Genomic DNA, 20,679 nt, shown 5'->3' with positions numbered 1-20,679 from the left:
GCCATGCTCACCGCCGCCGGCGGCAACACCGCCAGCATCCCGGCACCGCACATCGAGTACGGCCGGCTCTCCCCGATGCTCGTGGTGTTCGCCGTCGCCGTGGCCGGTGTCCTGGTGGAGGCCTTCGTGCCCCGCCGGTACCGGCACTGGACCCAGGTGACGCTCGCCCTGGCCGGGCTGGTCGGCGCCTTCGTCGCCGTGGTGGTGCTGGCCGTGCAGAGCCACGGCTTCACCCGGATCGACCTGCTGGCCATGGAGACGGTCGCGATGGACGGCCCCGCGCTGTTCCTCCAGGGCGTGATCCTGCTGGCCTCGGTGGTAGCGGTGCTCACCTACGCCGAGCGCAGGCTGGAGCCCAGGGCCGGCGGCCTGCCCGCCGACGCCTTCGCCGCCCAGGCCGCCGCGACCCCCGGCGGCGAGCAGGAGCGGGCCGCGGTCCGGGCCGGCTTCGCCACCAGCGAGGTCTTCCCGCTCACCATGTTCGCGGTCGGCGGCATGCTGCTGTTCCCCGCCGCCAACGACCTGCTGACCATGTTCGTGGCGCTGGAGGTCTTCTCGCTGCCGCTGTACCTGCTGTGCGCGCTGGCACGGCGCCGCCGGCTGCTCTCCCAGGAGGCGGCGGTCAAGTACTTCCTGCTCGGCGCCTTCGCCTCGGCGTTCTTCCTGTTCGGCACCGCGCTGCTGTACGGCTACGCGGGCAGCGTGCGGCTCGGTGACATCGGGGACGTCATCTCCGGCAAGGCGATGACCACCCCCGCGCAGCTGAGCACCACCCAGAGCGACGCGCTGGTGCTGACCGGTCTGGCGATGCTGGCGGTCGGCCTGCTGTTCAAGGTCGCCGCGGTGCCCTTCCACTCCTGGACCCCGGACGTCTACCAGGGCGCGCCGACCCCGGTGACCGGCTTCATGGCGGCGGCCACCAAGGTCGCGGCCTTCGGGGCCTTCCTGCGGCTGTTCTACGTGGCCTTCCCGGGCCTGCGGCTGGACTGGCGACCGGTGATGTGGGGGGTGGCGATCCTCACCATGGTGGTGGGGGCGGTGCTCGCGGTGACCCAGCAGGACGTCAAGCGCCTGCTGGCGTACTCCTCGATCGCGCACGCCGGGTTCATCCTGACCGGCGTGATCGCCGTCAACAAGCAGGGCATCTCCTCGGTGCTGTTCTACCTGCTGGCGTACTCCTTCGTGACGCTCGGCGCGTTCGCCGTGGTCACCCTGGTGCGCGACTCCAAGGGCGAGGCGACCCACCTGTCCAGCTGGGCCGGGCTCGGACGGCGCTCGCCGCTGGTGGCGGCGGTGTTCGCGCTGTTCCTGCTGGCCTTCGCCGGGATCCCGCTGACCTCCGGCTTCACCGGGAAGTTCGCGGTCTTCCAGGCCGCGGCCAGCGGCGGGGCGACGCCGCTGGTGGTGGTCGGTGTGCTGAGCTCGGCGGTGGCCGCGTTCTTCTACATCCGGGTCATCGTGCTGATGTTCTTCTCGGACCCGCAGCCGGGCGGTCCCACGGTGGTGATCCCGAGCGCCTTCACGGCGACCGCGATCGGGGTGGGGGTGCTGGTCACGCTGGGTCTCGGGCTGCTCCCGCAGTACTTCCTCGACCTCGCGTCCAAGGCCTCACTGTTCGTTCGCTGACCTTCGCCTCCACCGCTCCCGACCAGGGCCCCGTCCGGGCCGCGCCCAGCCGGCGCGGCCCGGACGGGTCTTTGTCCGGACCCGGGGCCGGGGGAGTTCCGAGGGCTCTGCCGCCTTTATTTCCAGCCGAATTCGCCCCCACCGCCATCCGGCCCGCACAGCCGCCCTGACCAGGGCATCAGGCCCGATCATGACAGGATCCGCACGCCCGTGCAGTGATCCACTCGCGACCGGATACCCTGCCTGTATGGCCAGCGGCGGCACTCAGGGACCAGGCCGCTAGATCGACCAGGGACAGAGGAGTGGTCTTCGTGACCGTCGTGGAACCCTTCGGGCTCAGCGTGCAGGACCGCGACCTGACCCGGGACATCCAGGCCGGACTGGAGGCCGTGGAGGCGGCGCTCGGCGAGGCCGTCAAGAGCGACGTCCCCTTCATCACCGTCACCGCCAGTCACCTCCTCGAGGCCGGCGGCAAGCGCTTCCGGCCGCTGCTCCTGCTGCTGGCCGCACAGTTCGGCGACCCGGGTGCGCCCGGCGTGGTGCCCGCCGCCGTGGTGGTCGAGCTGACCCACCTGGCCACGCTGTACCACGACGACGTCATGGACGAGGCGCCGGTGCGCCGCGGCGCACCGAGCGCCAACTCCCGCTGGGACAACTCGGTCGCCATCCTCACCGGCGACTTCCTGTTCTCCCGCGCCTCCCAGACGCTCGCCGACCTCGGCCCGGAGGCCGTGCGGATGCAGGCCGAGGCCTTCGAGCGGCTGGTCACCGGCCAGATCCTGGAGACCCGCGGCCCCGGCCAGGACATGGACCCGCTGCTGCACTACCTGGACGTCCTGGAGGGCAAGACCGGCTCGCTGATCGCCGTCGCCTGCCGGATAGGAGCGCAGATGGCCGGCGCCGAGCGCGAGCTGGTGGAGACCCTCGGCGAGTTCGGCGAGCGGATCGGCATCGCCTTCCAGCTGGCCGACGACGTGCTCGACATCGCCAGCGACGGCCACGAGTCCGGCAAGACCCCCGGCACCGACCTGCGCGAGGGCGTGCCGACCCTGCCGACCCTGCTGCTGCGGCAGATGCCCGCCGACCCGGCCGACCCGGACGACACCCGGCTGCGCGAACTGCTCGACCAGGACCTCTCCGACGACGACCTGCACGCCGAGGCGCTGCGCCTGCTGCGCGCCCACCCGGCACTGGAGCGCGCCCGCGCCGAGACCCTGCGCCGGGCCGAGGAGGCCCGGGCGCTGCTCGCCCCGCTGCCGGCCTGCGCGGCGAAGGCCGCCCTGGAGGGCCTCTGCGACGCGGTGGCGATCCGCACCATGTGACCCCGGCCGGGCCCGTTCGGCCCCGGGCACGGTGCGGCCGAGCCGGGTCCCATCCCGGGCCCCCGGCGCCCCCCGGGATGGGGGAGACTGACTCCCGTCAGCACACGCCTGCCGGGAAGGTCGTTATGCGCCGCGTCGTCATCGCCGAGGACTCCGTACTGCTGAGGGAGGGACTGACCCGGCTGCTCACCGACCGCGGCCTGGAGGTCGTGGCCGGGGTCGGGGACGGCGAGGCCCTGGTGAAGACCATCCACGAGCTGGCGGCGGCCGACGCCCTGCCGGACGTTGTGGTCTCCGACGTGCGGATGCCCCCGAGCCACACCGACGAGGGCCTGCGCGCCTGCGTCGAGCTGCGCGGCCGCTACCCGCAGCTGGGCGTGCTGGTGCTGTCGCAGTTCGTGGAGGAGCGCTACGCCTCCGAGCTGCTGGCGGGCTCCACCCGGGGCGTCGGCTACCTGCTCAAGGACCGGGTCGCCGAGGTGCGGGAGTTCGCCGACGCGGTGGTCCGGGTCGCCGAGGGCGGCACCGCGCTGGACCCGGAGGTGGTGCAGCAGCTCCTCAGCCGCAGCCGCAAGGGCGACGTTCTGGCCAATCTCACGCCGCGCGAGCGCGAGGTGCTCGGGCTGATGGCGGAGGGCCGCACCAACGCCGCGGTGGCCAAGCAGCTGGTGGTCTCCGACGGCGCGGTGGAGAAGCACGTCAGCAACATCTTCCTCAAGCTGGGCCTGGCGCAGAGCGCGGAGGACCACCGCCGGGTGCTGGCCGTGCTCACCTACCTCAACTCCTGAGGTTCACCTACCCCGACTCCTGAGGCCCGCCGCCGGGGCTCCGCCGCCCCCGGCGCGCCGGGGAGCGCAGCTCGGCCAGGCGTCCGCCGGGTGCTCGCGCCCGCCCGCCCGAGCCGGAATGATCTCCGGAGGGCGGGCGTTTACGCTCATGTGCGGTACAGCCGCGGGCCGGTGAAATAACTGCCGTGGTTCCGACCGCCGTCGTGTCGGCCCGCATAGTATGCGAGAGGTGCACCAGGCGGACGGGGCACGGGGCCGCGCCCGCGGTGGTGCGCCCACGAGGAGGTCCGCGGCAGTGACCAGTCAGGTCGATCAGTCAGAGGCAGTGGACGGCCCGGACGGCGGCGAGGCCCGTGCCGGGAGCGGTGGCGCGCACCCGGATCCGGCCGCGCCCGCCGGACCGCCCGCCCCGGGCGGCCCTCCGGTGAAGCCCGGCAAGCCCATCCGCAGACTCGATCGGGTGATCATTCGCTTCGCCGGCGACTCCGGTGACGGCATGCAGCTGACCGGTGACCGGTTCACCTCGGAGACGGCGTCCTTCGGCAACGACCTGTCGACGCTGCCGAACTTCCCGGCCGAGATCCGGGCGCCCGCCGGCACCCTGCCGGGCGTCTCGTCCTTCCAGCTGCACTTCGCCGACCACGACATCCTGACCCCGGGCGACGCCCCGAACGTGCTGGTCGCGATGAACCCGGCCGCGCTGAAGGCGAACGTGCCGGACCTGCCGCGCGGCGCCGAGATCATCGTCAACACCGACGAGTTCACCAAGCGCGCGCTGGCCAAGGTCGGCTACCCGGCGGACCCGCTGACCGACGGTTCGCTGGACGGCTTCCACCTGCACAAGGTGCCGCTGACCACGCTGACCCTGGAGGCGCTCAAGGACAGCGGCCTGGCCCGCAAGGACGCGGAGCGGGCGAAGAACATGTTCGCCCTGGGCCTGCTGTCCTGGATGTACCACCGGCCCACGCACGGAACGGAGTCGTTCCTGCGCACCAAGTTCGCGAAGAAGCCGCAGATCGCCGAGGCCAACATCAGCGCCTTCCGGGCGGGCTGGAACTTCGGCGAGACCACGGAGTCCTTCGCGGTCTCCTACGAGGTGCCGCCGGCCAGGCTGCCGGCCGGGCGCTACCGCAACATCTCCGGCAACCTCGCGCTGTCCTACGGGCTGATCGCCGCCGCGGAGCGCTCCGGACTGCCGCTGTACCTGGGCTCGTACCCGATCACCCCGGCCTCGGACATCCTGCACGAGCTGAGCCGGCACAAGAACCTCGGGGTGCGCACCTTCCAGGCGGAGGACGAGATCGCCGGCGTCGGCGCCGCCCTCGGCGCCGCCTTCGGCGGGGCGCTCGGCGTGACGACCACCTCCGGGCCGGGCGTCGCGCTGAAGTCCGAGACGATCGGCCTGGCCGTCTCGCTCGAACTGCCGCTGCTGATCGTGGACATCCAGCGCGGCGGCCCGTCCACCGGTCTGCCGACCAAGACCGAGCAGGCGGACCTGCTACAGGCGATGTTCGGCCGCAACGGCGAGGCGCCGGTGCCGATCGTCGCCCCGGCCACGCCCGCGGAGTGCTTCGACGCGGCGCTGGAGGCGGCCCGGATCGCGGTCACCTACCGGACCCCGGTGTTCCTGCTCTCGGACGGCTACCTGGCCAACGGCTCGGAGCCCTGGCGGATCCCCGAGGTCGACGAACTGCCGGAGATCGACCCGCGGTTCGCCACCGGGCCGAACCGCGAGGACGGCGCCTTCTGGCCGTACCTGCGCGATCCGCGGACGCTGGCCAGGCCCTGGGCGCTGCCCGGCACGCCCGGCCTGGAGCACCGGATCGGCGGCATCGAGAAGCAGGACGGCACCGGCAACATCTCCTACGACCCGGCCAACCACGACTTCATGGTCCGCACCCGGCAGGCCAAGGTCGACGGCATCACGGTGAAGCCGGTCGAGGTGGACGACCCGACCGGCGACGCCCGGGTGCTGGTGCTCGGCTGGGGCTCGACCTACGGGCCGATCACCGCCGCGGTGCGCCGGGTGCGCGCGGACGGCGGCGAGGTGGCCCAGGCGCACCTGCGCAACCTCAACCCGTTCCCGGCCAACCTGGGCTCGGTGCTGCGGAGTTACGAGAAGATCATCGTGCCCGAGATGAACCTGGGGCAGTTGGCCCTGCTGCTGCGGGCGAAGTACCTGGTGGACGCCGAGTCCTACAACCAGGTGCGCGGACTGCCGTTCAAGGCGGCCCAGTTGGCGGACGTGCTGTGGGCCGCGATCGGCACCCTGGACGAGGAGGACCACCGGTGAGCGAGCGGAGCGAGCGAATCATCAGGAGGCGCGCCTGGGCGGATGCCCCTGCCGAGCGCAGCGAGGTGGGCGCATGAGCGAGCACGCCTTCCCGTCGCTGCGACTGGTGCCCAAGGCCGAGGGCGCGCAGAGCGCCCGGGACTTCAAGACCGACCAGGAGGTGCGCTGGTGCCCCGGCTGCGGGGACTACGCGATCCTGGCGGCGGTGCAGTCCTTCATGCCGGAACTGGGCATCAAGCGCGAGAACACGGTGTTCGTCTCGGGCATCGGCTGCTCCTCGCGCTTCCCGTACTACATGAACACCTACGGGGTGCACTCGATCCACGGCCGGGCCCCGGCGATCGCCACCGGGCTGGCCACCGCTCGCCAGGACCTGAGCGTCTGGGTGGTGACCGGGGACGGCGACGCGCTGTCGATCGGCGGCAACCACCTGATCCACGCCCTGCGGCGGAACGTCAATCTGAAGATCCTGCTGTTCAACAACCGTATCTACGGCCTCACCAAGGGCCAGTACTCGCCCACCAGCGAGATCGGCAAGATCACCAAGTCCACCCCGATGGGCTCGCTGGACGCGCCGTTCAACCCGCTGTCGCTGGCGATCGGTGCCGAGGCCACCTTCGTCGCCCGCACCATCGACTCGGACCGCCAGCACCTCCAGTCGGTGCTGCGGGCGGCCGCCCGGCACGAGGGCACGGCGCTGGTGGAGATCTACCAGAACTGCAACATCTTCAACGACGGCGCCTTCGAGGTGCTGAAGGAGCCCGGCAGCCGGGACGAGGCGCTGATCCGGCTGGAGCACGGGCAGCCCGTCCGCTTCGGCGCGGACCTGGCGAACGGTGTCTTCCGGGGCCCGGACGGCGAGCTGTTCACCGCCCCGGTCACGGCGGACAACGAGGCGGACGTACTGGTCCACGACGCGCACGCGGCCAGCCCCGCCACCGCTTTCGCGCTCTCCCGGATCGCCGACGCGGACACCCTGCACCACACGCCGATCGGCGTGCTGCGCAGTGTCGAACGGCCGGTCTACGACGAGCTGATGGCGGACCAGCTGGCCGCCGCCACCGCCCAGCGCGGCCGGGGCGACCTGGCCGCGCTGCTCGCCGGCAACGACACCTGGACGGTGGACTGACCGTCCTCCGACGCGCGACGGCGCCCCTCGTCCCGGCCGGGACGAGGGGCGCCGTCGTCGTTCCTACTGCCCTACTGCCCGACTGTCCTACTGTCCTACTGCGCGACCCACTCGACCAGTTCGATCACCACCCCGTTCGGGTCGGCGACCTGGAAGAGCTTCTCGCCCCACGGCTCCTCGCGCAGCGGCAGGGTGATGACGACCCCCTCCTCGCGCAGCCGCCGCTCCTCGGCCGCGATGTCCTCGACGACGAACGCCAGGATCACGCCGTCGGCGAGCCGGTGGCGCTGCTCCTCCGGCAGGACTTCGAGGCCGCGCCGCAGGTAGACGACGTTGACCCCACCGCCGGGGTGGGCGAGCGAGACGAAGCCGTCGGCCGACATCTCCTCGGTGTAGCCGAAGTGCCGCTGGAGGAAGGCGGCGGAGGTGGTGACGTCCTCGACGGTCAGGGAAACGGCGGACTTGGTGATCTGCAAGGCGGATGACCCTCTCGTCGGTGCTCGTGCGATTATCCCGTACGCAGTACACTATACATAGTACGGAGAATTGCGCCAGGGTTTTCCGAGGAGATCCTTCCGGGGCGGGAGCGACGAAGGGAGGCTCCCCGGCGCGGGGAGCCTCCCTTGATCGATCGAAGGCCGCGTCAGTAGACGCAGGGGATGCCGCCGTCGGACTGGGCGTCCACGGCGGGGCCCTGCATGGGCAGGTTGGCGGCCGGGTCGGTCGGGGCGGCACCGGCCGGGGCGGCGGGCTGGTCGGCTGCGACGCCGGTGAAAGTGGTGCCCAGGGTGACGACGACGTGGTCGGCGGCGGTGGCGGCGGACTCGGTGGCGGTCACCCCGTAGCGGGCCGCGATCTGTGCGGCCGCCTCCTTGGCGCCCTTGCCGTAGCTGACGGTGGTGGCCTTCGGCCGGGTGGCGGCCGGGCCGGTGCGGCCCTCCCTGAAGCCCATGGCGACCAGGGCCTTGGCCTCGGTGGCGGAGGTGACCCCGGCGGCGGAGGAGGCGTTGAAGACGTCCACGGTGACGGGCCTGGCGGCGGCCGGCGGCGTGGTCGCGGCCGGCGGAGCGGTGGCGGTCGGGGCGGCGGAAGCCGGGCTGCCGGGGACGCCCGTCGGGTCGGCCGGGGCCGGCGCGGGGGCGGCGTCGGCGTAGCCGAAGAGCTGCTTGACCACCTTCTGGACCTTCGCCGGGGTCACCAGGTTGACGTCCTGGCCGTTCCTGGTGCCGAACCCGTCGAAGGTCAGGGTGTTGAACTCGACGTTGCCGCCGGTGAGGTTGGGGGCCTGCTGGGCGAAGTCGAGCACGTTCCACTCGTTGTCGATCACCAGGTCCTTCTGCATCACGCCCATCAGCTCCTGCATCTTCGCGAGGTCGCCGAGGATGCCCTTCTGCTTGAGGTTGTGCACCACCGAGGAGATGAAGGCCTGCTGGCGGTGGGTGCGGGCGAAGTCGCCGGTGTTGCCGTCCGGGCCGTCCAGGTTGTGGCGCTGGCGGACGAAGGAGAGCGCCTGCGAGGCGTTCAGGTGGTTGACGCCCTTGTGGAAGTCGGCGCCGGAGCCCTGGCCCTCCATGGCCGGGTCCTTGGTGTCGTGGGTGAGGCAGACGTCGATCGGCTGGAGGGCCTTGGCGATGTCGTAGAAGCCCATCAGGTTGACCTCGGCGATGTGGTCGACAGGCTGGTCGAGGAACTTCTGCACGGTGCGGATGGTGGCCGCGCGGCCGATGTCCCGGCCGGCCTTCTCCAGGTCGGCGCCCTTGAGGCCCTTGGCGCGCAGGCCGGCGTCGGCCTTCTCCTTGGCCGCGCCGTAGGCCTCCTTGATCTTGGCCATGCCCAGCTGGGAGCCGTCCGCGCCGTAGGTCATCACGTAGTCGTCGCGGGGTATCGAGACGGCCTGCACCTTGCCGCCGTTCGCCGGGATGTGCAGCAGGATCAGGGAGTTGGTGTTGTAGCCGCCGATGTCGGAGCTGTGGCCGGCGTGCAGCTCGTCCTGGACGAACTCGGGCGGGAGGTCCGTGCCGTCCATGTTCTTGCGGCTGTCGAGCCCGATCAGCAGCAGGTTGACCGAGTTGTCGAGGTGCCTGGGCGCGTCCTTCTTGGTCTCGGCGATGACGCCGGAGGTGGTCATCCCGTCGGTGAGCTGCTTGTACTCGTACCAGACCACCCCGCTGGCGGCGAACACCGCGAACCCGACGGTGCAGGCCAGCGCCCGGCCCGCGATCAGCGCGGGGGAGGTGCGGCGGGCCTCGGCGCCCGCGCCGTTCCCGGTGTCGTCAGCCATGCCGCCTCCTCCTCGCCCGGACCAGCCGGACCGTGATCACGACGACGGCCGCGGCCGCGGCCCCGGCCATCACGGGAAACCCGTGCACCACCCACTTGGCGGCCCCGGTGGCCAGGCCCTTGCCCCCGTACCGGTCGCGGTGGGCGGTCAGCTCGACGGCGGCCGTCACGCCCAGGACGACCAGCGGCGAGGCGGCGAGCACCCACCACCAGCCGTTGCGGCTGCTCAGCGCGGCCGCCAGGCCGGTGCCGAGCACCGCGGTCACGGCGAGGGCCGGACCGGTGCCGGGGCCGGAGAGCTCGTCGACCGCGGCGCCGGCCAGGGGCAGCCCGAGGGCGAGGGCCACCGGCAGCGCGGGGCCGCCGGGCAGGGGGCGTATGTGCCCGGGGGGCCCGTCCGCCGTTCGTCGGCGTGCCCGCTGGCCGGCCGGCCGTCCTCGTTGCCCCGTCACGCCCTCACCCCGGTGTTCCCGTGTCCCGCGCGCCACGGTGGCGCCTGCGCCGCATGCCGTCCGTCGGTCCGGAAGTCTGTTCGTGGCGCTGCCAGTTCCGGACGCCGCTTTCCGGTCGGCCGGTTCCCGTGCGGGGCCCGGCCGTCCGGGGCGGAGGCGCTTCCCATTGTTTCTACACAGGTGTAGAAGTCGTACGCAGCATAGAGCACGTCTGTTCGGTGGCGCGCCCGGTTCGTGGCGACCCGGATAAACTACACCGGCTAGTTTTTGCGACGGTCGGCGAGGGGCCGACGGAGGAGGAGAGGGCCGTGGCGGCGACGGGCGGAGCGGGGCGACCGGAGAAGCGCAAGGCGATCACCCGGGCCGCGACGGTGGTGTTCGGGCGCGAGGGGTACGCCCGGGCCAGCATGGACGCGATCGCGGCCGAGGCCGGGGTGTCCAAGCGGACGGTCTACAACCACTTCGCCGACAAGGAGAACCTCTTCCTGTCGGTGGCCCTGCAGAACTCGGTGGAACTGACCGAGCGGATCGGGGAGTTGATGGCGAAGTACCTAGGCCGGGTGGTGGAACCGCGCCGGGACCTGATCGACTTCGCCGTTGAGCGGGCCCGCGCCGTGCTGTCCGCCGCCGAGCACGGCGCGCTCGGCCGGGCGATCCGGGCCGAGGTGGCCAACATCCCGGCGGACGTCCTGGCGGCCTGGCTGGAGGCCGGGCCGATCGCCTCCCAGCGCGAACTCGCGGCGCACTTCGAGGCGCTCGCCGGGCGCGGACTGCTCGCGGTCGAGGACGCCGGCCTGGCCGCGGAGCAGTTCACCCTGCTGACCTTCCACGGCATCGCCGAGCGCTCCTTCTGGGGCGCGCTCCCGATCGCGGACGAGGAGGTCGAGCGGGTCGCGACGGCCGGTGTGGACGCCTTCCTGCGGATCCACGGCACGTCGGCGGCGTCACCGCGGGGCTGAGGACGCCCGGGCGGGGGCGGCCGTGCGCCGCCCCCGCCCGGACCGCCCGTGGATCACTTCCAGTTGAGGCCCTTGCCGAGGGTGTACGGGTCGCCCCAGTACTCGGCGCCCGCGATCCTGGACGCCTCCGGGGACATTGCCACCGCACACGAGGTGGCGGACTGCCCGTTGGTGAAGCCCTTGGGCAGCGAATCGCTCTTGCACTTGGGGAAGGAGCCGATGACCATCAGCTCCTGCGCCTCGGTGCCGTCCGCCAGCAGGCCCTTCATGTGGTTGACGCTGGTGTAGGCCAGGTCGGTGCTGCCGGCGTTGGTCACCTTGTAGTGGATGTAGTACGGCACCAGGCCCTTGGCCTTGTCGCCCAGGTTGAGCGAGGCGAGGTCGGCCGGGTCGCCCTTCTCGATCGAGGTGACCGCGAGCGTGATGGTGCCCTTGGTGCTGCCCGAGCTGAACGGGATGGTGGCGGCCTCGCCGAGCTTCAGCGTGGTGCCGGCCGCCGGGGCGCTGCCGGCCGGCGCGGGCGCGGCGGGCGCACCGGACGCGGCGCCGCCCGCCGGGGCGGAGGCCGAACCGGAGGCGGCCGGGGTGGTGGCCGCGGCCGTCGGCGAGGCGGCCTGGGTGGCGGGCGCACCGGTCGCCGGCGGGGTCGTCGGGGTGTCGGCCGCCCCGGCGTCGTCGTTGCAGGCGGTCAGGGTGAGCGCGCCGACCGCGGCCATCGAGGCCAGGGCCAGGGCACGGCGACTGCTGCGGATGGGCTTCACGTGAGGTCCCCCGTGGTTGCGGACCCCCGGTGCCGGCGATCCTCCTGAGGGACGTTCATAGCGCAGCGCGAATGACCGGGGCCATGGATCCGACCCCGCCCTGACGAGGTCGTGACGAGTCCCTGGCGCGGTTGTGACAAGGGAAACCGAGTCGTGATCAAACCGCCCCGGGCCGGGCCGCCGAGGCGGCGTCCGGGCGGGTAAGGAGGCTGTGGGGCAGCCGTGCGGGGCGGGTGAGGGGCCCGTACGCGAGCCATGGGCGGCCGCCTGCGATCCTTTCCGCCATGGTTCCGGAGATGATCGATCAGGCCCGTCGGCTGGTGGCCGACCGCTTCCCCGACGCGCTCGCCGCGCTGCTGGCCGGCTCCGCGGCGGCCGGGCGCGCCACCGCGACCAGCGACCTGGACATCGCCGTCCTGGTCCCGGACGGCGGCGAGACCTACCGGGAGACGGTGCGCTTCGAGGGCCGGGCGGCCGAGCTCTTCGTCCACACCGCCGCCGGCCTCGGCGAGCTGTTCGCCGTCGACGCCGCCTCGCGCCGGGCGGTGCTCCAGCACATGTACGCCGCCGGCCTGCTGCTCACCGACCCGGACGGCCACGGCGCCCGCGCCCGGGAACGCGCCCGGGCCGAGCTGCGCCAGGGCCCGCCCGCGCTGGGCGCGGACGCGGTGGAGACCAGGCGGTACGGCCTGACCGATCTGCTGGACGACCTGGCGGACGCCGCGGACGATGCCGAGCGCCTGACGGTCGGCGCGGACGTGCTCGGCGCCGCCGCCGACCTGCTCCTCGACCACCGCCGGGTCTGGACCGGCGCCGGCAAATGGCTGCCGCGCCGCCTCCTCGCCGCCGACCCGGAGCTCGGCCCGGCCCTGGTCGGGGGCCACCTGAGGCTCTGCCGGGAAGGCGATGCACGGCCGCTGACGGAGGCCGCCCGGGCGGTGCTCGACCTGGTCGGCGGCCCGCTCTCGGAGGGCTACCGCCGGACCTGGCGGGGCGCCATCGAGCGGACGGTCTAGGAAGAGGACAGAAGGCCCGGTCCTCCCGTCGGCGCCGACGGGAGGACCGGGAGCGGGGATCAGACCAGCCAGCGCTGGGCCGGGCTGCCGGCGTCGCAGGAGGCCACCCCGGTGGCCCGGCCGCCGCCGTTGGAGGTGAGGCACTGCCCGGTGGCCACACTGCGGACCAGGTACCAGCCGCGGTCCTCGTCGGTCAGGCGCCACTTCTGGTTGGCCGGCATCCAGTCGCCGGTCGGCTGGTTGAGGCCGTCCAGCCCGCCGGGGGTGTCCCAGAGGCGGACCGCGCCCGAGCCGGTGTCGAGGTCGATCACCTTGCTCTGCCCGTGCGAGATCGCCGTGGTGCCGTCGCAGTACTTCCAGAACGTCCAGGTCTGCGCGGGCGACGCGTTGGCCGACCAGACGACGATCGGCTGACCGTTGACCTCGGCGCCCTGGTACAGGTCGAGCGCGCCGGCCCCGGAGCCGTTGTTCACGGCCGTCCGGCCGCCCACGGCCGGCGACAGGTCGCACTCGCCGGTCTGTGCCGCCTGCGCGGCGGGCGCGCCCGCCACGACCGCCCCCGCGACGGCCGCGACGGCCCCGAGCGAGGCGAGGAATCCGCGGGTACGGGTGATGGTGCTCATGGGGTTTCTCCTTCTGGTGTGGTGGACGGACCCGGGTGTCAGCCGCGCGGCACCGCGAGGGCGGCCCACTGCTGGGGGCCGGGGATCCCGTCGGCGTCCGCGCCCGAGTCGCCGAGCTTGTGCTGCCAGTTGCGGAAGGACTCGCGGTCCGCGTCGGACCACTCGGGCCCGGGACCCTCGGCGTAGGCGGAGCAGCCCTCGGCGACGAGCCGCTCGCCCATCCGCGTGATGACGTCGCTCTTCCGGCCGTCGTGGAAGAAGTCGGCGCCGGGGAAGGGCTCGCAGCCGCCGTCGCCGCTGCCGCCGCCGTCGGCCGCCGGAGCGGCACCGGACGGGCCGTCGCCGCCGCCCGGCCGGTCGTCGACGGACGCCTCCTGCCCGAAGTAGAGCGCCCCGGGCCGGTCCTTCCACTCCGGGTCGGCGAGGACCACGCCCTCGCCGAAGTCCGGGATGCCGTAGCCGTGGACCCAGTCCGAGCGGCGGTCACGGGTCTTGAGGTAGACGCCGTCGCCCTCGGAGCTGCCCCCGTCGTTGGTGTTGCCCTCGACGGTGGTGATGGTGGAGCTGGTGTAGGCGATGCAGATGCCGGTGTGGCTGCCGCCGCCGGGCCCGAAGAAGACCTGGCCGCCGATCACCGGGTACTCGGTGAAGCGGCCGCGCTCCTTGAACCAGGCGACGCCCTCCGCGCAGGAGGCGGTCACCGGGAAGAGGCCGCCGTTGCCGGACCGCTCGGCGCACCAGGCGACGAAGGTGGCGCACCAGGCCTCGCCCTGGGACCACTCCAGGCCGGCGACGGCGGGGGAGAACTTCTGGACGTTGTTCCAGTGCCCGCCGCTGCGACCCTCGTGGTAGCCGACCTCGTCTCGGGCGATGCGGATCAGGTCCGCCGCGTTCGAGGACATGGGTGTGGACTCCTTGTTGTTGCCGGAAGGGTGTCGGTCGGGGGCTCAGGCCTTGCCGAAGGTCTGCACGTAGCGGCCCCAGTTGCCGCGCTGGCGGGGGGTGTAGCCGATGCCGATGCAGTTGTAGTCGGGGTTGAGGATGTTCACCCGGTGGCCGGGGCTGTTCATCCACATCTGCATCGCCTCCGGCACGCTGTTGCCCGGGGTGACGTTCTCGGCGGAGGCGCGCGACACGAAGCCGGCGTCCTTGATGCGGTCCCAGGGGCTGCTGCCGTCGGTGCCGTTGTGCTGGGTGAGGTCGTGCGAGGCCATGTCGTTGGCGTGGCGCTGGGCGGCCGCGCTGAGGCGGTCGTCCAGGCGCACCGGCGGAGCGCCGACCCGGCCGCGCTCGGCGTTGACGGAGTTCAGCATCTCGGTGCGGAAGTCACCGCCGCCGCCGGGCTGGGGCTGCGGTTGTGGCTGGGGCTGCTGCTGCTGGCCGCCGCCGCTGACGCCGCCGGCCGGGACGAGCTGCCAGCGCTGCGCCGGGTTACCGTCGTCCTGCCCGGCCAGGGTGAGCGGCGAGCCGGGGGCGGCCGCGGTGAGGAAGAGCATGCCCTCGTTGGTGCGGGTGGTGCGGATGCGGATCCAGTCGTTGTCGAGCGGCTCGAAGCACCAGTGCTGGTTGGGCTGGTTGTGCTCGTTGTACAGCCAGGTCTGCCCGATGGAGTAGTTGAAGTCCATGACCATGGCCTGGCCGCCGACGTGCTTGCCGACGGTCAGCTGGGTCTCCAGGAGGAAGCTGCCGTTCTCCTTGGCCCAGAAGGTCCAGCCCTGGGCGGCGGTGCCGTTGGGGCCCCAGGACTGGATGGCGGTGCCGGCGGCGGTCTGGCTGGAGCGGAGGTCGGCGACGGTTCCGTTGGCGGACTTGAGCGTCCAGGTCTGGCCGTGCTGCGGGAGCGTGGGCATGGTTGCGCCTCTCGTCTGTGAGTCGCCCCGGGCCGCAACCGCTGCGGCCCGGGGCCTGACGGGAGAGACGTTCCGGCACGGCGGTAGACGGCCGGTCAACGCGCGTAGCCCGCGCCTCCGTTGATGCCGTGTCTACCGTGCCAGATCCGCCCTGACCTGCGCCGATTCCTCCTGGAGGCCCAGCCGCTCGTACACCTCCAGCGAGTCCGTCAGACAGGCCCGGGCCTGGCGCGGGCGGCCGAGGCCGGTGAGCGCGGTGCCGAGGGTGCGCAGCAGGGCGGCCTCCAGGGCGGCGCTGGTGCGGCGGGCGAGCGGCAGGACGGCCTCGGCGGCGTCGACGGCGAGCAGCCAGCGGCCGGCCTCGGCGTGGATGCGGGCGGCGAGGTCCCCGGACGCGGCGGCGAAGACGGTGACCTGGAGGGCGGCGAACTCCTCCCGGGCGCCGACGGCGTGGGCCAGCGCCGCCTCCGGGTCGCCGCACAGCCGCAGGACCCGGGCGAGGTAGTAGCGGCCGGTCGCGGCGGAGACCGGGCCGGAGCCGCTCATCAGGCGGGCGCCGCGTTCGGCGGCCGCCCGGGCCTCGGCGAGCCGGCCGGTCTGGGCGGCGCTGAAGGCGAACTCGCCCAGTGCGCTGCCCTCGGAGCGTTCGGCGCCGAGACGGTGGAACAACTCGGCGGCCCGGCCCGCGTGTCCGGCGGCCTCGGCGTAGCGGCCGTGGATCCGGGCGTTGCCGCCGAGGGTGAGCAGGGCCTTGGCGAGGACGCGCTCGGTGGCGGGCGAGGCGCAGAGGTCGACGGCCCGGCGGATCTCCCGCTCCGACTCGGCGTAGCGGTTGACGTGCCAGAGCATGGCGCCGCGCAGGTAGCGGGCGAGGGCGAGCGGGCCGTGCTCGCCGCGGGCTTCGGCCTCGTCGGCGAGGCGTTCGGCGAGGTCGGCGATGACGGTGGTCCGGGTGCGTTCGGCGAGCACCGAGCCCATCCGGTCGGCGAGTTCGGCGGCGCGGTCGAGCGGCAGGGCCGGTTCGGCGCAGCTCAGGGCGATGACGGCGGCGTGCACCTCGGCCTGTTCGCGCATCCAGCGCACCGCCTCGGCGCCGTCGGCGACCGGTCGGCCGGGATGGGTCACGGGCACGTCGAGCAGGCTGAGCTCGGCCGGGTCCGCCTTGCGGGCGGCGAGGTCGGCGTTGCGGGCGGTGGCGAGGCAGAAGTCGAGCAGCCGGTCGGTGGCGGCGGTGCGTGCGGCGGCGCCGTCCTCGGCGGCGAGCCGGGCGCGGGCGTAGGCGCGGACGAGGTCGTGGAAGCCGTAGCGGCCGAAGCGGGGGGATTGCAGCAGGTTGAGGTCGACGAGGGTTTCGAGCAGTTCGCCGGTCTCGGCCTCGGTGCGGTCGAGCAGGGCGGCGGCGCAGGGCAGCGGGACGTCCGGGGCGTCGGGCAGGGCGAGCAGCCGGAAGGCCCGGGCGAGCTCGGCGTCGAGACGGCGGTAGGACAGCGCGAAGCTGGCCTCCACCGTCCTTTCGCCGTCGCTGAGTTCGGCCAGCCGGTGCTCCCGGCGCAGGCCTTCGGCGAGGGCGGCCAGGGTGAGCGCCGGGTCGGCGGCGAGCCGGGAGGCGACGATGCGCACGGCGAGCGGCAGCAGTCCGCAGGCCCGGACGACCTCCTCGGCGGCCCCGGGTTCGGCGGCGACCCGTTCGGCGCCGACGATGCGGGTGAGCAGCTCCAGCGCCTGCTCGGGCGGCAGGGTGTCCAGGCGCAGCTGGTGGGCCCCGGCGAGGCCGGTCAGCCGGTGGCGGCTGGTGACGAGGACGGCGCAGCCGGGTGAGCCGGGCAGCAGCGGTTCGACGTGGCCGGGGGTGGCGGCGTTGTCGAGGACGACAAGGACGCGCCGTCCGGCCAGGGCCGAGCGGTAGAGCGCGCTGCGCTCGCCGGTGTCCGGCGGGATCTCACCCGGGTCGACGCCGAGGTCGCGCAGGAAGCCGGCGAGCACCGTGCCGGGGTCGGGCGGGATGCGGTCGGCGCCGCGCAGGTCGGCGAAGAGCTGCCCGTCGGGGAACCGGTCGCGGACCCGGTGGGCCACGTGCACGGCGAGGGTGGTCTTGCCGACGCCGCCCATGCCGTCCAGGGCGGAGACCACGACGGCCCGCCCGCCGGCGGCGGAGAGCCGGTCGGTGAGGGTCTCGGCCTCCTCGGTGCGGCCGGTGAAGTCGGGCAGGCCGGAGGGGAGCTGGTCGGGTGCCTGCCAGCGGTCGGCGTCGGCGGCGGGTTCGACCGGGTCGGCGGCCGCGCCGGCGGGGAGCAGCGAGGCGTCCTCGCGCAGGATGCGCAGTTGCAGGGCGGCCGGTCCGTCCTCGCCCGGCGGGAGCGAGGGGCGGGCGTCCTCGTACACGGCGAGTGCCTCGGCCTTGCGCCCGGCCTGGTAGAGGGCGCGCATCAGGACGGTGATGAGCCGGGGCCGGCCGGGGTGCTCCAGGGCGAGGGCGGCGGCCGCCGCGGTGAGGTCGGTGCGGTCGCCGAGGTCGGCGTCCAGCTCCAGTTCCGTCTCCTTGGCCGAGATCCGCTGCTCGGTGAGCCCGGCGCGGACGGCCTCGGCGTGCGGCCCCGGCAGCCCGGCCAGCGGCTCGCCGACCCACAGCCGCTGGCCGCGCCGCAGCACCTCCCGGACCTGTTGCGGCGGCGCGTCCGCGGCGCGCAGCCGTCCGGCCTCGGCCAGCAGCGCCTCCCAGGCGGCCGAGTCCACTTCGGCTCCGGGCACCCGCAGCGCGTACCCGTCGCCGACCCGGACCAGCGGCATCCGCTGAGGGTCGTCCCCCGCGTACGGCCGGAAGGCGGTGCGCAGCCGGGAGACGGCCAGCTGGACGGCCTTGCGCGGGTCGGTCGGCGCGGCCCCGCCCCACACCCCCTCGACCAGCACCGGGACCGCCACCGTCCGTCCGGCGGCGGCCAGCAGCACGGCGAGCACGGCCCGCTGCTGCGGCCTGCCCAGCTCCAGTTCCCGCTCCCCGTACCAGGCCCGCAGCGGTCCCAGCAGTCCGAACCGCAGCCCGGATCCCCCCATGTCAGCCATGTCCCGTCCCGAAAGTCGTTCAGTGCCGGGATCCCGCCACTTCCGACCGGACAGCGGCGCCCCCGTGTCCCGGCGGCTTATGCTCTGTCACTGATTGTGCATGGCTAGAGGGTTCGAGGGGTGGCCCGTGGGGCTCGTTTTCAGCCTGCTGGGGCCGCTGCGGGCCCGGTGCGACGACCGGGAGCTCGACCTCGGCCGGCCGCAGCAGCGGGCCGTGCTCGCGGCGCTGCTGATCCCGCCGGGGCAGTTGGTGGCGACGGACCGGCTGGTCGAGGACCTGTGGGGAGGGGACGACACCCGCTGGCCGAAGGACCCGGTCGGGCAGATCGGCACCCATGTGCACCGTCTGCGGCGGGCCCTGGGCGCGCCCGGGCTGCTGGTCGGGGCCGCGGGCGGCTACCGGCTGGAGGTGCCGCGCACGGCGGTGGACCTCTTCGCCTACGAGGCCGGGGTGGCGGAGGCAGTCGCGCTGCGTCACCAGGATCCGCTGCGGGCGCGCGAGGTGCTGGAGCGGTCCCTGGCGGCCTGGCAGGGGCGGCGGGCGCTGGACGGCGTGCCCGGGGCGTTCGCCGAGCGGGTCCGGGAGCGGCTGGCGGCCGGACGGTTCGCGGCGGTGAAGGCGCTGCACGGCCTGGACCTGGCCCTCGGCCGGCACGCCGAGGCGCTGGAGCCGCTGGCCGGGCTGGCGGCCGGGCACCCGCAGGACGAGGAGGTGCACCGGCTGCACCTGCTGGCGCTGCATCGCTGCGGCCGGACGGCGCAGGCGCTGGCCGTGTACGAGGAACTGCGGGAACGGCTGGACGGGGAGCTCGGGCTCGAACCCGCCCCGGCACTGGTCGAGCTGGCCGAGCAGATCCGGCGCGGGGACGCCCCCGTACTGCTGCGGCGGCTGCCGAGGCCGGGACAGCTGCCGCCGGACATCCCGGACCTGGTCGGGCGGGCGGCGCAGCTGCGGGAGGCGGAGCGGGTGCTGCGGGCGGGCGGGGCGCCGGTGCTGGGGCTGTCGGGCCCGGCGGGCAGCGGCGCGTCGGCGCTGGCGGTGCACGTGGCGCACGCCGTCCAGGACGCCTTCCCGGACGGGCAGCTGTACGCGGGCGGGCAGTCGTACGCGGGCGGGCGTGAGCACCCGGGCGGTGGCGACGCCGGCGCGGTGCTGGCCGGCTTCCTACGGGCGCTGGGAGAACGGACGGACTCCTCGGCAGGCCTCGACGAGCTGTCCGCGCGCTACCGCGCCGCACTCGCCGGGCGCCGGGTGCTGGTGCTGCTCGACGGGGTGGCCGAGCCGGGGCCGCTGCTGCCGACGGTGCCTGGCTGCGCCGCGGTGGTGGCGGGCGCGGAGCCCGGCGCGCTGCCCGAGGACGCCGTGCGGCTGGCGCTGGGACCGCTGGAGCCGCACGACGCCTACGAGCTGCTGGCCCGGATCGTCGGCGCGGAGCGGATCCGGCGGGAGCCGGAGGCGGTGGCCGAGCTGGCCGCGCTCTGCGGTCACCTGCCGGTCCTGCTGCGGACGGCGGCGGACCGGCTGGCAGCCCGGCCGCAGTGGTCGGTGGCCGAGCTGGTCCGGTGGTTCGCCGAACGGGGCTGAGCGCCCGGGTGGCGGGGAAACGGTTCAGTACAGGTCCGAGCTACGGAGCGTGTCCGTGACGATGCTCATTTGGCGGGGCGTGACGTAGACGACCGCGAGGCCGCCCTTGGGGGACACCACCAGGCTGGCGGTCTGCAGGGAGCTGCTCTTGTAGACGCCGCGGGCCCAGCAGATGCGGTTGCCGGCGCCGTAGACGACGAGGTTGCCGTCGCCCTGCATGATCGCCTTCTGGCCGCAGCCTTGGGTGCCCGGGGCGACCCAGACCGGCGTCGGGTTCCACGTGGCGTACTTGTAGAGGACGAAGTTGCCGTCGCCCTGCATGTACAGCCGGGTGTCGTCGGACTCGAGGTAGTCGCCCGGGTAGAGCACTCCGGGCTCGTCCAACGTCGATCCGTGCGCGGTGGCGGCCTGCGCGGTCCCGGTCGAGGACATCGCCCCGACCAACGCCAACATGCTGGCCGCCAGCCCGATGACCATGTGTCGCAGCGTCTTCGTCGTCTTCATGTCCCCGTGGACCTCTCTCGTGCTGTCGGCGCCGACGAGGTCTTCGTGGCGTCCGATGGGAACGATCATGGAGGAACGCGGTAGACAAACGATGAACGCCCGCGTTGATCGGCGTCCTGGGGCTGGACGAGGTGGGATCGGGACAGGGCGTTTGGCCTGGGAGCGGAGAGGGAGTAGTGTTCTCTAGTCGCTCGACAGGGAGCACCGGACACGCATCAGCGCGGACGGTCCCGGGGCGGCCAATCCTCTGAAACACCACTTCCCGGTTCGGGCCGGGTCGCTTCGCCTTGTCTGCGTCGTGGCCTGGTGCTTATTCGGCGTGCGCGTCTAATTGGGTTGCGGCTGGATTCGCTTTTCGGAGCGGGGATCGGCTAGAGTTTGAAACGTCGGACAGGGCGTCAAACCCCGGAAGACACCGGCGAGTTGGATGA

General features: G+C 73.5%; 17 protein-coding genes. 8 read left to right on the top strand and 9 right to left on the bottom strand.

What is annotated here, in order from left to right; genetic code table 11:
• Positions 1 to 3 precede the first annotated feature (3 nt).
• The 5 genes from nuoN (at position 4) to ACZ7RU_RS29780 (ending at position 7,158) form a co-directional block, all read left to right on the top strand.
• Positions 4 to 1,626: an NADH-quinone oxidoreductase subunit NuoN gene (gene nuoN, locus ACZ7RU_RS29800; protein WP_470344233.1), complete on the top strand. Its 1,623-nt coding sequence runs from the start codon at positions 4 to 6 to the stop codon at positions 1,624 to 1,626.
• Positions 1,627 to 1,937: 311 nt separating this feature from the next.
• On the top strand, positions 1,938 to 2,948 hold the full coding sequence (locus ACZ7RU_RS29795) for a polyprenyl synthetase family protein (protein ID WP_470344071.1): 1,011 nt from the start codon (positions 1,938 to 1,940) through the stop codon (positions 2,946 to 2,948).
• Positions 2,949 to 3,073: 125 nt separating this feature from the next.
• Complete coding sequence (locus tag ACZ7RU_RS29790) at positions 3,074 to 3,736, top strand: response regulator (RefSeq protein WP_470344070.1); 663 nt, start codon at positions 3,074 to 3,076, stop codon at positions 3,734 to 3,736.
• Between the two features lie 295 nt (positions 3,737 to 4,031).
• The gene (locus ACZ7RU_RS29785; RefSeq protein ID WP_470344069.1) at positions 4,032 to 6,029 is read left to right on the top strand and encodes a 2-oxoacid:acceptor oxidoreductase subunit alpha; all 1,998 of its coding nucleotides are present in this window, start codon (positions 4,032 to 4,034) and stop codon (positions 6,027 to 6,029) included.
• A 73-nt stretch (positions 6,030 to 6,102) separates the two neighbouring features.
• On the top strand, positions 6,103 to 7,158 hold the full coding sequence (locus ACZ7RU_RS29780; protein ID WP_470344068.1) for a 2-oxoacid:ferredoxin oxidoreductase subunit beta: 1,056 nt from the start codon (positions 6,103 to 6,105) through the stop codon (positions 7,156 to 7,158).
• 95 nt (positions 7,159 to 7,253) lie between these two features.
• Here the strand turns inward: ACZ7RU_RS29780 and ACZ7RU_RS29775 are convergent, their stop codons facing one another.
• From ACZ7RU_RS29775 to ACZ7RU_RS29765, 3 genes are all read right to left on the bottom strand, one after another.
• Positions 7,254 to 7,634 (bottom strand): VOC family protein, encoded by a 381-nt coding sequence (locus tag ACZ7RU_RS29775; RefSeq protein ID WP_470344067.1) that lies wholly within the window; start codon positions 7,632 to 7,634, stop codon positions 7,254 to 7,256.
• 167 nt (positions 7,635 to 7,801) lie between these two features.
• Positions 7,802 to 9,439: an LCP family protein gene (locus ACZ7RU_RS29770; protein WP_470344066.1), complete on the bottom strand. Its 1,638-nt coding sequence runs from the start codon at positions 9,437 to 9,439 to the stop codon at positions 7,802 to 7,804.
• Positions 9,432 to 9,890 (bottom strand): DUF6542 domain-containing protein, encoded by a 459-nt coding sequence (locus ACZ7RU_RS29765; protein WP_470344065.1) that lies wholly within the window; start codon positions 9,888 to 9,890, stop codon positions 9,432 to 9,434. Before ACZ7RU_RS29765 ends, ACZ7RU_RS29770 begins: the two co-directional genes overlap by 8 nt.
• Before the next feature lie 308 nt (positions 9,891 to 10,198).
• Here ACZ7RU_RS29765 and ACZ7RU_RS29760 point away from each other — a divergent pair, with 308 nt between their 5' ends.
• The gene (locus ACZ7RU_RS29760) at positions 10,199 to 10,849 is read left to right on the top strand and encodes a TetR/AcrR family transcriptional regulator (RefSeq protein ID WP_470344064.1); all 651 of its coding nucleotides are present in this window, start codon (positions 10,199 to 10,201) and stop codon (positions 10,847 to 10,849) included.
• Between the two features lie 53 nt (positions 10,850 to 10,902).
• On the opposite strand, the gene ACZ7RU_RS29755 is transcribed toward ACZ7RU_RS29760, so the two are convergent.
• Positions 10,903 to 11,610 (bottom strand): hypothetical protein, encoded by a 708-nt coding sequence (locus ACZ7RU_RS29755; RefSeq protein WP_470344063.1) that lies wholly within the window; start codon positions 11,608 to 11,610, stop codon positions 10,903 to 10,905.
• Positions 11,611 to 11,906: 296 nt separating this feature from the next.
• Between ACZ7RU_RS29755 and ACZ7RU_RS29750 the strand changes: the two genes are divergently transcribed.
• Entirely contained in the window at positions 11,907 to 12,626 is a 720-nt protein-coding gene (locus ACZ7RU_RS29750) for a nucleotidyltransferase domain-containing protein (RefSeq protein ID WP_470344062.1), read from the top strand.
• A 59-nt stretch (positions 12,627 to 12,685) separates the two neighbouring features.
• On the opposite strand, the gene ACZ7RU_RS29745 is transcribed toward ACZ7RU_RS29750, so the two are convergent.
• The 4 genes from ACZ7RU_RS29745 to ACZ7RU_RS29730 form a co-directional block, all read right to left on the bottom strand.
• On the bottom strand, positions 12,686 to 13,249 hold the full coding sequence (locus ACZ7RU_RS29745) for an RICIN domain-containing protein (protein WP_470344061.1): 564 nt from the start codon (positions 13,247 to 13,249) through the stop codon (positions 12,686 to 12,688).
• Positions 13,250 to 13,287: 38 nt separating this feature from the next.
• Complete coding sequence (locus ACZ7RU_RS29740) at positions 13,288 to 14,151, bottom strand: peptidoglycan-binding protein (protein ID WP_470344060.1); 864 nt, start codon at positions 14,149 to 14,151, stop codon at positions 13,288 to 13,290.
• A gap of 45 nt (positions 14,152 to 14,196) precedes the next feature.
• Positions 14,197 to 15,099: a CAP domain-containing protein gene (locus ACZ7RU_RS29735; RefSeq protein ID WP_470344059.1), complete on the bottom strand. Its 903-nt coding sequence runs from the start codon at positions 15,097 to 15,099 to the stop codon at positions 14,197 to 14,199.
• 132 nt (positions 15,100 to 15,231) lie between these two features.
• Complete coding sequence (locus ACZ7RU_RS29730) at positions 15,232 to 18,159, bottom strand: AfsR/SARP family transcriptional regulator (RefSeq protein WP_470344058.1); 2,928 nt, start codon at positions 18,157 to 18,159, stop codon at positions 15,232 to 15,234.
• A 127-nt stretch (positions 18,160 to 18,286) separates the two neighbouring features.
• Here ACZ7RU_RS29730 and ACZ7RU_RS29725 point away from each other — a divergent pair, with 127 nt between their 5' ends.
• The gene (locus tag ACZ7RU_RS29725; protein WP_470344057.1) at positions 18,287 to 19,744 is read left to right on the top strand and encodes an AfsR/SARP family transcriptional regulator; all 1,458 of its coding nucleotides are present in this window, start codon (positions 18,287 to 18,289) and stop codon (positions 19,742 to 19,744) included.
• 24 nt (positions 19,745 to 19,768) lie between these two features.
• On the opposite strand, the gene ACZ7RU_RS29720 is transcribed toward ACZ7RU_RS29725, so the two are convergent.
• The gene (locus ACZ7RU_RS29720) at positions 19,769 to 20,248 is read right to left on the bottom strand and encodes a hypothetical protein (protein ID WP_470344056.1); all 480 of its coding nucleotides are present in this window, start codon (positions 20,246 to 20,248) and stop codon (positions 19,769 to 19,771) included.
• Between the last annotated feature and the right edge of the window lie 431 nt (positions 20,249 to 20,679).

This window comes from Kitasatospora sp. NPDC114501, assembly GCF_055633695.1.
Note: the sequence above shows the minus strand (reverse complement) of the source record. Positions and strands in the feature narration are given on the sequence as shown.